The following is a 13,906-nucleotide window of genomic DNA, read 5'->3' on the forward strand; positions in this document are numbered from 1 at the left end:
CCGTTTTGTGGCGTCAGATATTATCATCTGACGGTTGCAGAACTATGAATAGGATGGAATTATAGGGGGATTAAGTTTCTGTGTCAGATGGTAACATCTGAAACCACTATGAATGAACTCCATTAGGCAAAATGCGCTCAACCAATGAACCACTGAACCATTGACAAATGAACAAATGAACTAATGAACCAATGAACCAAATAGACAAACGTTTGTCTCATTTTTTCATTACATAGCATTATTTCAGCTGGGTATCTATAAATTAGCCTCAAACAAATTTGAAATGAAATTTAGGCTTTTTTTATTGCTCTGTCTTTTCGGACAGCTATCTCTTAACGCACAAACACTAAAATATACCAACGGTAACAATGCCTGGAACCCTGATTCGTTGGGTAACCACAGGGTTGTTGTTCAATTTGCCGGCACTGGTAAAATAGCGCATGCCAAAATTGATTGGCGCAGGAGGGATGAACATCCAGAATTAAAAGGCATCATCATTCAGGATGCCAATGGTAAAACGGTTTCTGTTATTGGTACAGATAAGCTGACCAGGGAAAGTGCTGATATTTATTTCGAGGCTTCTGGCGCTGGAAAATATTATGTGTATTATCTGGCGTATAAAAACGAAGGCAGGAGCAATTACCCAAAGGGAGTTTACATCAAACCTAAGCAAGTCGACCCAGACTGGTTAACTACTGCGAAACAGGTTAAAGTAAACACTGTTGTGATTGAGATCCAATCTATAGATGCTTTCAACTCCTTCTATCCGATGGAAGTGATTGCTACAGCAAAAGAAACATCGGCTATAAAAGCCAAATATCCGTCTGAAGCCTTTATCGTATTTCCTGAAGACAGAATGTATCCGATCAAAATGCAGCATGATCTGCCTTACCGCTGGGTACAAAAAGGAGCAAGCAATTCATTTGTTGGCTCAGCAAGTAAAGGGGAAAATTATGCTTTCCAATTGGGTGTATTCGCATTGAAAGAGTTAAGTAACCTGACTGTGAGCTTTGGAGATTTGAAAACCAACACAGGAAAAGTAATTTCTTCTAAATACATCAACTGTTTAAATACCAATGGAACGAGTTATGATAATAGAGCTTTGGTTGAAACCGTAAATGTAGCTACTGGTAAAATTCAACCGATGTGGATTACCGTTAATGTTCCCAAGAATACTGCTGCTGGTACCTACACTGGTAAATTTACGGTTAAAGCCAAGGGAAAGTCTAGAGTGATTGATGTTAAAATTACTGTTGGTAATGAGGTGTTAGCTGACGCGGGTGTAGGAACGCCAAATAAACAGACCCGTTTAACCTGGTTAAATTCTACTTTGGCGCAGTCGAACACTGTAGTTGCCCCATACACACCACTAACGGTTGATGGAAATGTAATATCGCTTTTAGGGAGAAAATTCGAAATCAACGCTGATGGTTTTCCTAAACAAATCCAAACTTTCTTTAACGCAGAGATGACCGCTTATAGTGAAAAGCCAAATAATATTTTAGCTGAACCAATCCACTTTCACTTTTTTAATACACCAAAAACGCAGGAGAAATTTGTTCCAAATAATTTCCAGATTACCAGCAAAGAAGCCGGAACAGTGAAATGGATGGCAACAAATACTTCCGATAACCTGAAAATGGATTTGGAAGGAGCCTTAGAATTTGATGGTTATGTGCATTATGTGGTTAAGGTAACCGCTTTAAAAGATGTAGAATTTAGCAATGTTGATTTTCATATCCCTTTTGAAAAGAATTCAACAAAATATTTGATGGGTTTAGGTGAAAAAGGCGGCGTTAGGCCAGATACGGTAAAATGGAAATGGGATGTAGCGAATAAAAACCAGGATGCTGTTTGGATCGGGAACGTAAATGCGGGCCTGTATTACAACTTAAGAGATGAAAACTATGTTCGCCCGCTGAATACGAATTTCTATCTTCAGAAGCCCTTATTATTGCCAAAATCGTGGGGAAATGGGGATAAAGGTGGGATCCAGATCAATGTAAAAGGAAGTTCGATGCTTGCCGACAACTTTACGGGTGCCAGAAGTATGAAAAAAGGCGATGTGCTGTATTACAATTTCAATTTATTGATCACGCCTTTTCACTTAATTGATACCGATTTTCAGTGGGACAACCGTTTTTATCATAAATATGGTGACTTAGATACGATTAAATCAACAGGAGCAACGGTAGTGAATATTCACCATGCTACACCAATTAACCCCTGGATCAATTATCCATTCATAGAATGGAAAAAGATGAAAGGTTATATTGATAATGCACACGCGAAAGGTTTAAAAGTAAAAATTTATAATACCGTGCGTGAATTATCCAATCATGCCTACGAGTGGCCTGCTTTAAGAAGTTTAGGCACTGAAGTTTATTCTCCTGGTAAGGGCGGAGGTTTTAGCTGGCTACAGGAACATTTAGACTCTAATTATATAGCCGCGTGGTTTGTGCCCGAAATTAAAGATGCCGCAGTAATTAACAGTGGAATGAACCGTTGGCACAACTATTATGTAGAAGGAATGAACTGGTTGGTGAATAATGTGGGCATAGATGGTGTATATTTAGATGATGTGGCTTTTGATCGTGTAACGATGAAACGCATAAAACGTGTACTGACCCAAAATAATCATCCTGGTATTATTGATCTGCACTCGGCAAACCAATACAATAAAAGCGATGGTTTTAACAATAGCGCCATTTTATATCTGGAGCATTTCCCTTACCTGAACCGTTTATGGTTTGGCGAATATTTCGATTATCAAAAAAACAATCCTGATTTCTTTTTAACCGAAGTAAGCGGAATTCCTTTCGGTTTAATGGGAGAGATGTTGCAAGATGATGGAAACCCTTGGCGTGGTATGATTTACGGCATGACAAGCCGCTTAGGCTGGTCTGACAAAAGTGATCCGAAACCTTTGTGGAAGGCCTGGGATAACTTTGGTATAAAAGGATCTCAAATGATCGGTTACTGGAGCGAAAACTGTCCGGTTAAAACCGATAACGCCAAAGTATTGGCAACAGTTTATAAACAAAAAGGTAAAACGATGATTGCCTTAGCCAGTTGGGCACAGGGCGATGTAAGGGTTAATCTGACGATTGATTGGGCTAAACTGGGTTTAGATGCCGGTAAAGTGAAAATAGCAGCACCAGCAATCGACAAATTTCAAATAGCAGGAAGTTACCCTGAAGGAAAATCGGTTCTTGTAGAAAAAGGAAAAGGTTTGATCTTGATCGTGGAGTAAGTTATAATCCCGATTTGCAATCGGGATTATTGAGAAACACATTTATAATGTGTACTTATAATTAAGATCGATACAATCGATCTTCTCATTTATCCTCGTTGCAAACGGGGAACAATATTGTGAATCAAAGAAGTCAAGTTTTATGGCCAATTTGCTACTAAAAACTTGACTTCTTTTGTATATGCTTATACCTTCACATTCTCCATGCCATACTGCTTCAGTACATCTTGAGGAACGCCGGCCCATTGATTCGGTGCATTACCTACGTAACCAATATCTTTTACCCCAATCTCTGTAGTGTAAAAACCTGACGCTGTTAAATTTCTCATTCTATTGAAAAAGGTTACACCTGCCTGCATTTCTGGTCGGGCTTTTTTAGGGTAGGCAATTTCATCTACAATCGAAATTTGTTGATCTGCAGATGCTTCCACAAAGGGTTTCTGGAACTTATTAAAGCTGTACACATCGAGCCATTTCAGACCGCCACGCATGGGTACTTTATGTTCGGGGATATCTTTTACAATAAACTCGATAAATTCTGGCACTTTGGCGTCGGATGCGCTGCCCGATACCTCATCTTTAGGAATGATAATGTCAGCCAAAACCGTAATCGTAGCCATTTCATGTTTGGTGAAATAGGTTTCTGATTTTAGTTTTTTATCGCGTTCAATTTCCCATGGTTCTCTTCCGGTTTCCTTTCCTGTTTCTTCGGGTGCTGTAATATCGGTTTTGGCATCGGGCTGTTTACAGGCTTCTAATAATACAGTAGTACTCACAACTGTTAAACCTAATGCTTTTATGGAATCACGTCTGTTCATATAGTAATTCTTTAAATGTTTTGTTTTTTCTTTTGAGCTAAAATATATTCGGCAGTACGCATCGAAAGGGCTAAAATGGTCCAGGTCGCGTTTTTATCACCTTGTTGTACAAACGGACCGGCATCTACCACAAACAGGTTTTTGCAATCATGTGCCTGGCAATATTTATTCAACGCTGATTTTTTAGGGTCGTCACCCATGCGGATCGTCCCAACCTCATGGATAATTTTTCCTGGGTTAAGTAAACCATAGTTGGTATCTGCGCCTTGAATTTCAGAAGTTACTACTGCGCCCATTTCTTTCATAATGGAAAGGAAAGTTTCCTGCATGTGTTTAGCTTGTAGAACTTCATCTTTGTCCCATTTATAATTAAACCTTAAAACCGGAATACCATATTTATCTACTGTATCGGGATCTATTTCGCAATAGTTGCTCTCTCTGGCAATTGCGGTACCACGACCAGCCATACCTACACCTGTTCCATAAAAACGGCGGTAATCATCTTTTAACGATTTTCCATAACCTCCGGCTTCTTTCATTTTACCATCTCGGCCTGGCACCATTCCGTTCATTTGTGCTACGCCGCCACCAAAGCCGTAGGCAGGCATACCCATTCCGCCCCAATACTCAATGTGGTAACCACGTGGGAAGTTTAATTTCCGGTTATCTAACCACCAGGGCGAGTAGATATGCACACTACCCACACCATCTTCGTTATAACGTTTTCTGTCCATTAACTGCGGAAGAAAACCCGAAACGCTTGCGCCTGTAGAATCGTGCAGGTATTTTCCTACCACACCACTACTGTTGGCCAAACCGTTTGGATGTGATGATGATTTTGAATTTAATAGTATACGGGCAGATTCGCAGGCACTGGCACCTAAAATAACCAGTTTGCCAGTAACCTGATATTCTTGCAGGTCTTTACGGTTTACATAAGAAACACCTTTGGCGGTTCCATCTTTATCGGTAATCACTTCACGCACCATTGCATCAGTAATTACAGTAAGATTTCCGGTTTTTACAGCGGGGTTTACCAAACAGGATGAAGAAGAGAAATCGCCATAAACTTTACAGCTTCTGCCGCATTGACCGCAGTAAAAACAAGGTGCACGATCGCTATTATTGGGTAATGCTTCTGTCAATACAGATCCACGACCAGTAATTACTTTTACACCTGCTTTTTCTGCCCCTTTTTTGATAAAAAGTTCATTTAATCTAGGTTTTGGTGGTTTCATGAAAATCCCATCAGGCTCATTTTCTAAACCTTCTGCTGTTCCATAAATACCGATCATGCGATCTACTTTGTCATAAAATGGTTTAACATCGGCATAAGTAATCGGCCAATCGTCGGTTAAACCATCGGTAGGCTTAAAATCCTGGGGACCCATTCGTAACGAAATTCTTCCCCAGTGGTTGGTACGACCACCCAGCATACGCGAACGGAACCATTCGAACTCACTTTTGTTTTTCTGGGTATAAGGTTCTCCTTCTAATTCCCAGCCACCGTAAGAAGCATCAAAATCGCCAAATGGCCGAACAGTACCTGCACCACGACGTGGCGATTCCCAAGGCCATTTTAATTGATGTGAATCTAAACGTGGATCGAAATTTTGACCGGCTTCGAGCATTAAAACCTTTTGACCTGCATGCGCCAGAACATATGCAGCCATTCCGCCACCCGCACCAGAGCCAACAACAATGGCATCATAAACGGTAGGCGATTTTTTTATCTGAAAGTCACTCATGAATTGTGGTTAGATGTTTTTTATAAACTCTAATCTAAAGCTTAATTTTTTGAAATAAAAGTGTTCGGCTTCTTTGGAATCAATATAGATAATAACTCCGCCAGTATTTCTAAATCGTATTACCTCATTCATTTGTTTAATGCAATGCCAACGATTTTTTGAGGTGAAAACGGCTGTCCACATTACATTTTACATCTTCCATTTATTTATAAAGTCGCCCTATTGTTACATTATGCCCTGTATGTGCTGCTCCAGATAAACTTGATTATCTTTGTATTCAAATTTATCGATGCCAGTGTTATTATATAGAGAACAATTCACCACAGCTTTAAAAGAAAGCCTGAATGCAGCAACTTTTGTAAAAGTTTCTTTAGGGAATTATAAAGGCGAAGAAGAAGCCTTAAAACAAATGCTGATCCGTAAAATTGTGATCAAACGCGAGGAAAAGCTGGCAATTACCTATCGCTATAAAACACGCGATGTGGTGAAAAATTATGCTCCTGATGAGGCGATATCTTTAATCTCTGATTATCTGGAGAAAGGATTTAAAATCGGCACTTTGTTTACTACAGAAAAAGATCTGATTTTGGAAGAGCTGAACAATGGCAAGGTTGTTTTGAGAGAAATAGCGGCGTCGGCTAAAGCGGCACCTTCTGCCAGTCACGACAAAGAAAAAGCGAGATTAATCAAGCCTGATTCAAAATCTTATTTAACGGAATTAAAAATTACCGATGCCGATGGTAAAGTGTTTAAAAACGCTCAGGATAAATTCCGCCAGATTAACCATTATATTGAAATTTTAAGTTCTTTAATTAAAGAGCTGCCTGCGGGTACGATTAAAAAAGTAGCCGACATGGGCTCAGGGAAAGGTTATTTAACTTTTGCATTATACGATTACCTGCATTCGGTTTTGAAATTGGAAACTGAAGTGGTTGGGGTAGAGTATCGCCAGGATATGGTCGAATTGTGTAATCAGGTTGCGGATAAAGCTGCTTTTGATCAATTAAATTTTGTTCAGGGAACGATTGAAGATTATAATGCTGATGATGTTAACCTGTTAATTGCGTTACATGCCTGCGATACGGCAACAGATGATGCCATTTTTAAAGGAATTAAAGCCAATGCCGAACTCATTGTGGTTGCACCGTGTTGCCATAAACAGATCCGTAGGGAAATTGAGCAAAATAAAGTGAAAAATGATGTTTCCTTTTTAACAAAATATGGCATCTTTTTAGAACGTCAGGCCGAAATGGTAACTGATGGGATACGGGCGCTTATTTTAGAATATTTTGGATATAAAACCAAGGTATTTGAATTTATTTCGGATGCCCATACGCCAAAAAATGTACTTGTGGTGGGGCTAAAGGGCAAGGCGCATGGCGCTGAGCGAAAAGCGGAGATTTTACTCAAGATTAAAGCGAGCAAGGAATACTTTGGCATCGGTTACCATCATTTGGAAAGATTGTTTGAGTTGTAGTTTTTTCTAGTTCCGTCGTCATGCTGATACGATAGCTATCGGATTTATTTCAGCATCTATCACACAATTATAAAAACATATATGGCGTTTCGGTCGGAGAAATACCGACTGATAGGATCAATCCCCTTGCAAAATAGACCCTGAAACAAGTTCAGGGTGACGATCGCTTTTTATACTTTGAATATTATTCATAAATCCAAAGCAATACCGGCTTTTTCCTGGTTTTGAGTATTGCGTCTATTTTTCGCATGGTACCATCTGATAAAACAGGGCAGCCGGCACTTTGTCCGAATAAAGTTTGCGGATAAATTTCTTGATTAGGGACAGGGGTATAAGAGTGTAAAACCACAATCCGTTTAAAAGCATTGCTATTTGTTTTTTCTAAGCCATGCATTTTATAATGGATATTAATGCCCCAGTTGCTGTAAGCACGGCCTTTAACTTTATATTTGCCCAAAGAAGTGCAATAACTACCTTCCTTGTTACTAAAAACAGGTTTATTTGGCGTACTGCCACCGCCAACTCCATGAGCGCACAATCCTTCAATCGTAATTATTTTTTGCTTAAAATCGTAAACGAATAGTCTGTTTTTACCTGAATGAATACTCATATCAACCATAATGACGATTGAGGTATCCATCTTGTTTCTCTTGCAGAAAGCTAAGGCTTCGTTAATTCTCTTTTCACTTATTTTGTTATTGGCCGTGGGTTTAAAACCGAATAGTGTAAATAAGATAAGAAGAGCGAACAGCTTGTGCATATATGATGAATGGCTCTAAAGAATTAATTATTTCGGTCGGTGCGACACGCGACCGATAGAAATTTACTACGTTGGATGGTTGCAATACCAACCTACAGGATCGACCTTACAGATGTAATAAAATCAATGCAATTAAAGCCGGGATTGATTGCACATAAAGAATCTTTTTACTCGCTGTTGCCGCGCCATAAATACCGGCAATGATTACACAGGTTAAAAAGAATATGGCCACATAAAACTTCCATTGATGATCGTTGATGCATAACGACCAGATTAAACCTGCGGCTAAAAACCCATTGTACAAACCCTGGTTGGCAGCTAACGTTTTTGTGGGCACAAATAAATCTTTAGGTATGGTTTTAAAAACTTTTGGCCCTCTGGTGGTCCAGGCGAACATTTCCAGCCAAAGAATATAGATGTGGATGAAGGCCACGAGGCCGATTAAGATTTGAGCTGCTAATTGCATTGTAGATTGGATTACACAGGTTTTTTAAAAGGATTGCACAGATTTAAATGATTGCACAGGTTGATTGTAATTTAAATATAGGAAACTTTGTGGTTATTTTTTGCATTAACAGCTGTTAACTAAACCCCTGCCCGTTGCAGGCTGGCGATAAAAGCGGTTCCGATCCTTCATCGGAAGTAGCGGATAGCGGGGCAGGTGTTCCCGAAGTACTACTAACTCTCATTTTCAAACCCTTTTTAAAATATACTTCGCTTTGGTTTTTATCCTTTTTACTTCCCCTCATCCATCCTCCATTTCACATCATCCACCCCTTTCTGTCATGCTGTCAGTAAGATCAGACCTCTTTTTTTACATTTTATCAGTCTTTTACACATATTATCTGCCAAAAACCAATTGGCACAAGCATTGTTTAATAGGAGTAGAAATTATAATACTTTAAAAAGAGAAATTAAAAATACAATGGGAAAAATTATTGGAATAGACTTAGGAACAACAAACTCTTGCGTGAGCGTAATGGAAGGCAACGAGCCTGTAGTTATCGCAAACAGTGAGGGTAAACGTACTACACCGTCTATTGTTGCTTTTGCAGAAAACGGTGAGCGCAAGGTTGGCGAGCCTGCTAAACGTCAGGCTATAACCAACCCAACAAAAACGATATATTCGATTAAACGCTTTATGGGTAACAGCTACGACGAAAGTGCGAAAGAAGCTGGGCGTGTACCTTATAAAGTTGTTAAAGGTGATAACAACACTCCACGTGTTGAAATCGACGACAGAAAATACACTCCGCAGGAGATTTCTGCAATGATTTTGCAGAAAATGAAAAAAACTGCTGAAGATTTCTTGGGTCAGGAAGTTACAGAGGCGGTAATTACTGTACCAGCTTATTTTAATGATGCACAACGTCAGGCGACTAAAGAAGCAGGCGAGATTGCAGGTTTAACTGTAAAACGTATCATTAACGAGCCTACTGCAGCTGCTTTAGCTTATGGTTTAGATAAAGCACACAAAGACATGAAAATTGTTGTTTTTGACTGTGGTGGTGGTACACACGACGTTTCTGTATTGGAATTGGGTGATGGTGTTTTTGAAGTAAAATCTACTGATGGTGATACACACTTAGGTGGTGATGACTTTGACCACATTATTATCGATTGGTTAACTGACGAGTTTAAATCAGAAAATAGCATGGACCTTGCAAAAGATCCAATGGCTTTACAACGTTTAAAAGAAGCTGCTGAGAAAGCTAAAATTGAGTTATCAAGCACAACTTCTACTGAAATTAACTTACCATACATTACTGCTGATGCTAGCGGCCCTAAACACTTAGTACGTACATTATCCCGTGCTAAATTTGAGCAATTGGCTGATAGTTTGATCAAACGTACTATCGATCCTTGTAAATCTGCTTTGAAAAATGCTGGTTTAAGCACAAGCGATATCGACGAAATTATCTTGGTAGGTGGTTCAACCCGTATCCCTGCTATCCAGGAAGCGGTTAAAGCTTTCTTTGGTAAAGAGCCAAGTAAAGGTGTTAACCCTGATGAGGTTGTAGCGATTGGTGCTGCTATTCAAGGTGGTGTGTTAACTGGTGATGTAAAAGACGTATTGTTATTAGACGTTACGCCTTTATCATTAGGTATCGAAACTATGGGTGGTGTAATGACTAAATTAATCGAGTCGAACACAACTATCCCAACTAAAAAATCGGAGACTTTCTCAACTGCAGCTGATAACCAGCCGTCAGTAGAAATCCACATTTTACAAGGTGAGCGCCCAATGGCTGGTCAGAACCGTACAATTGGCCGTTTCATTTTAGATGGTATTCCACCAGCACCTCGCGGTGTGCCTCAGGTAGAAGTATCTTTTGATATTGATGCTAACGGTATCTTACACGTAAGTGCTAAAGATAAAGCCACTGGTAAAGAGCAAAAAATCCGTATCGAAGCATCTTCAGGTTTAACTGATGCTGAGATCAAAAAAATGAAAGAAGAAGCTGAAGCTAATGCAGCAGACGATGCTAAGCAAAAAGAAGAAGCTGATAAAATCAACGGTGCTGATGCTTTAATTTTCTCAACCGAGAAACAATTAAAAGAGTTTGGTGAAAAATTATCTGCTGATAAAAAAGCACCAATCGAAGCTGGTTTAGAGAAATTGAAAGCAGCGCATTTATCACGTAACTTTGCAGATATCGATGCAGCACAAGCTGAATTGCAAGCTGCATGGAACGTAGCATCTGAGGAAATGTACAAAGATGGCGGTCAGCCTCAAGGTGGTGAGCAACCACAAGCTGATGGTCAACCTCAAGGTGGTGGCGATAACGTTACCGATGTTGATTTTGAAGAAGTAAAAGAAGAGAAATAAGTCTGGAGTCTTCAGTCCCAAGTCGAGAGTCCTGGGTATATAAAAAAGCGTTTCTGATTAAGTTCAGGAACGCTTTTTTTGTATCCGATTTAAACCTCGCAGGTTTAATTCGGATAGTTTAAATTTTTAATTGCCCCATTGAGGGCTTCGCCGTTTCGAAACCTGCGAGGTTTGAACTTTAAAATAATTTTATAGCGATTGTTTAGCTTATATTGGTTCAAAAGATTTTGAAAACGAATGGTTCTGCACTTTTCGGATATTACAGCCCCGCCATTCGCTACAATCCTTTTAAACTTCTGTTGCGCTGAGGAACTAAGCATCTTTTCCATCTGTTGCAATGGTTTCCTATTAAGGCCAATGCTTTAAAAAGTATTTTCGCTGCTATCGCCCGCCTGCAATGGGCAGGGGTTTATGTAGGAGACGTTAATGCTTTGGGATGGTTTGAATAGCGATTGTGTAAGCTTATATGACCCTTATATACCTGACATGGTTGAAAATGGCCTGTTGTTTAATTTCTTTTACTAAACACAGAAACGATTCTCTCTATTATGAAACCATAGAATAAACAATTGATGCCTAATCCGAGAAAGAAGAAACGTCCATCCATAAAGTTAAAAAATAGGGTATGCGTTGGAAAACGAAAGATATAGAATAGTTTAGCTAATGCCTGTATTATGGCACTATTTCCATTTGTACCTTCATCAACAGCGCCGGCTGCAATAAGCGTTGTAAAAGTGAAGACACAGAAAATTATTGTCGCAAAAATAAAAGGAAAAACTTTGCAACTATTTCTTTTCATCACGTTCATGTTATTTTTAAACCTAACAGGTCTGTATTGGATAAGAACTAAACCAAATTCTCTTCAATAATATCCTGCAATTCTTTTTCGTTTGCAGATAATTCATGCAACAGTTTAAACTGATTTTTAGTACGATCTAAGTTTTGTGTGGGATAACTTATCGGATAATACTTATTGCCGCTTAAAAAATCAGTCAGGAAACGTAAAGCCTGCATGTAAATGATGTACTTACCTGAAAATAAGATAAGCTCTTTTTCTGTTTGGGTTAAAATACTTTTCATTTCTGATAAATAACCTTTTATCATGGCCTCGAAATAAGGCAGGCGTATCTTGATCTTACTTAAATCGGTTTCATTCTCAGAGAAGGCGCAAAGGTAAGTACGCATCATATCGCCCAGGTCGGAGATGAATTTCCCTGGCATAATGGTATCCAGGTCGATTACGCAAATCCCTTCGAAGGTTTCATCATCTAACAATACATTACTGATCTTGGTATCATGATGCATTACCCGATCGGGGAAGTCTTTTCTATGTGAATAGGAAGTGTAATAATCTAAAATGTATTTATGTGCTAAAGCCTCTTCAATTTGTGCTTTTGCCTCATTCTTTAGCGTTTCTTCTGTATGGCTTAGTACTAGGGTAAATTGCCCGTATCTTAAAGCCAAATCGTGAAAACCAGGGATAGTCGGTTGAAGCGTTTTGGCATCAAAGTGATCTAGTAATCTGCTCAGCTTGCCAAATTGTTTCGCGGCCTCATAGGCTTGCTTAGGATCAGCTAAAACATCGAGTGAGATGGTTTTGGGTACGAAAGGAAGCATCCGCCAATATTCATGATGGATGTATGCCATTTCTTCACTATTGGTTGTAGAAACAGGTTTTATAAAAAGATATTCGGGGTAATTAAAGGCAAGATAATCAGCGATTGACCGTAGATTATTTGCAATGGCCTGGGGTGACTTAAAAACCGAAGTATTTATATTCTGAAGAATGTATTTCTTCTTTTCAGATAAGGGCGAAAGCAAATAAGTACGGTTGATTAAACCCGTACCTATTTGTGTAATTTTTATATTTTCTTTAGCGTATCCGTAGGCTTTTAAAACTTCGGAATCTAAATTTAGTTCCATAGTTTTTCCGGATATGTTCCGTTTTTAACCAATTGGTCAATACTATCCTGAACATAAGGTTTATCTTCTTTATACGTTACACCAAACCATTTGTTTGAGGTTGGTACTACTTTAAAAGTTGCCGTATTGCTTTTTACCAGGTTTTCGCCAATTAATGGGATAAAGAATTCAGCTTTAGGTTTGTCTTTATTTGCTTCTGCAAATTCCCTGAAAAGTTCTTCCGTAATTTTGAAAACTGCTGGCGTAAATCCCCAGAAATTCATAGAAACAGGAGTTTCAAATGCCAGCGGAAATTCTTCTCCATTTTCTTCATAAAAAATGCTGCCATCTTTAGGATAAACTTTTGTGCGTTCTACAATTTCTTCAAGATTGCCAGCTTCATCTACCTTGCAAACACCACGCGAAACGGCACCAAATTCTGATAAGGTTTTGCCAATCTCATAACCGATAATAGAATAGTTGCTGTCGGTTACTTCAGTAGTTAAGAAATCGGCCATCTTTTTAAAGGCATCATACCCATAATAATCATCCGCGTTAATTACACAGAATGGTTCTTTAATTACATTTCTGCCCGAAAGGATTGCATGTGCAGTACCCCAGGGTTTTTCTCTGTATATTTCTTCTTCTATACCAAACTGTTTTAAATCGAAATTTTGGAAAACGTAATCTGTTTCAATTCTTCCTTCAAGTTTCGGTTCAAAAATGGCTTTGAATTCGTTTACAAATTCTTCTTTAATGATAAATACAACTTTGCCAAAGCCAGCATTAATTGCATCATATATGGAATAATCAATAATGGTTTCGCCATTAGGGCCAAAGCCATCAATCTGTTTCATACTTCCATAACGGCTTGCCATACCTGCAGCCAATATTAATAGGGTAGGTTTCATCTATTTTTTATTGTTTTTTATTTTAAAATGAACCTTTAATGATTTAATCAGGTTGGGTTCACTTTGCGAAATTAATAATAGCCACTTAATCTTAACAGAAAGGGCCCATTGTTTTAAATCTGTAATCATGCCGAGATACCGGGTACAATCTCTTTACCAATCTGGCGTGTTGTTGTTGCGAAAATAGTAATTTCTATGTTTGTTATT

General features: G+C 38.8%; 10 protein-coding genes. 3 read left to right on the top strand and 7 right to left on the bottom strand.

What is annotated here, in order from left to right; translation table 11 throughout:
* The first annotated feature begins 283 nt into the window (after positions 1–283).
* Complete coding sequence (locus tag R2S57_RS14290; protein ID WP_316845633.1) at positions 284–3,253, top strand: glycoside hydrolase domain-containing protein; 2,970 nt, start codon at positions 284–286, stop codon at positions 3,251–3,253.
* Between the two features lie 185 nt (positions 3,254–3,438).
* Here the strand turns inward: R2S57_RS14290 and R2S57_RS14295 are convergent, their stop codons facing one another.
* Together R2S57_RS14295 and R2S57_RS14300 are read right to left on the bottom strand one after the other, a co-directional pair.
* Positions 3,439–4,071, bottom strand: a complete 633-nt coding sequence (locus tag R2S57_RS14295) for a gluconate 2-dehydrogenase subunit 3 family protein (protein WP_316845634.1) — start codon at positions 4,069–4,071, stop codon at positions 3,439–3,441.
* An 11-nt stretch (positions 4,072–4,082) separates the two neighbouring features.
* Positions 4,083–5,819: a GMC family oxidoreductase gene (locus R2S57_RS14300; RefSeq protein WP_316845635.1), complete on the bottom strand. Its 1,737-nt coding sequence runs from the start codon at positions 5,817–5,819 to the stop codon at positions 4,083–4,085.
* Between the two features lie 289 nt (positions 5,820–6,108).
* On the opposite strand from R2S57_RS14300, the gene R2S57_RS14305 reads away from it, so the two are divergent.
* The gene (locus tag R2S57_RS14305; protein ID WP_316845636.1) at positions 6,109–7,296 is read left to right on the top strand and encodes an SAM-dependent methyltransferase; all 1,188 of its coding nucleotides are present in this window, start codon (positions 6,109–6,111) and stop codon (positions 7,294–7,296) included.
* Between the two features lie 184 nt (positions 7,297–7,480).
* Here R2S57_RS14305 and R2S57_RS14310 read toward each other — a convergent pair whose 3' ends face one another.
* Both R2S57_RS14310 and R2S57_RS14315 read right to left on the bottom strand, forming a co-directional pair.
* Complete coding sequence (locus tag R2S57_RS14310) at positions 7,481–8,056, bottom strand: murein L,D-transpeptidase catalytic domain-containing protein (protein ID WP_316845637.1); 576 nt, start codon at positions 8,054–8,056, stop codon at positions 7,481–7,483.
* 106 nt (positions 8,057–8,162) lie between these two features.
* A complete protein-coding gene (locus tag R2S57_RS14315; RefSeq protein ID WP_316845638.1) occupies positions 8,163–8,522 on the bottom strand; it encodes a DUF1304 domain-containing protein in 360 nt (119 codons plus the stop codon).
* Between the two features lie 459 nt (positions 8,523–8,981).
* On the opposite strand from R2S57_RS14315, the gene dnaK reads away from it, so the two are divergent.
* Positions 8,982–10,886: a molecular chaperone DnaK gene (dnaK, locus tag R2S57_RS14320; RefSeq protein WP_316845639.1), complete on the top strand. Its 1,905-nt coding sequence runs from the start codon at positions 8,982–8,984 to the stop codon at positions 10,884–10,886.
* 508 nt (positions 10,887–11,394) lie between these two features.
* Here dnaK and R2S57_RS14325 read toward each other — a convergent pair.
* The 3 genes from R2S57_RS14325 to R2S57_RS14335 are packed head-to-tail and all read right to left on the bottom strand — an operon-like array spanning position 11,395 to position 13,699.
* Entirely contained in the window at positions 11,395–11,685 is a 291-nt protein-coding gene (locus R2S57_RS14325; protein ID WP_316845640.1) for a hypothetical protein, read from the bottom strand.
* A 47-nt stretch (positions 11,686–11,732) separates the two neighbouring features.
* Positions 11,733–12,809: an aminoglycoside phosphotransferase family protein gene (locus tag R2S57_RS14330; protein ID WP_316845641.1), complete on the bottom strand. Its 1,077-nt coding sequence runs from the start codon at positions 12,807–12,809 to the stop codon at positions 11,733–11,735.
* Positions 12,800–13,699, bottom strand: a complete 900-nt coding sequence (locus R2S57_RS14335) for an NDP-sugar synthase (RefSeq protein ID WP_316845642.1) — start codon at positions 13,697–13,699, stop codon at positions 12,800–12,802. Before R2S57_RS14335 ends, R2S57_RS14330 begins: the two co-directional genes overlap by 10 nt.
* Positions 13,700–13,906 lie beyond the last annotated feature (207 nt).

The sequence above is a fragment of the Pedobacter psychrodurus genome (assembly GCF_032678585.1).
GTDB lineage: Bacteria > Bacteroidota > Bacteroidia > Sphingobacteriales > Sphingobacteriaceae > Pedobacter > Pedobacter psychrodurus_A.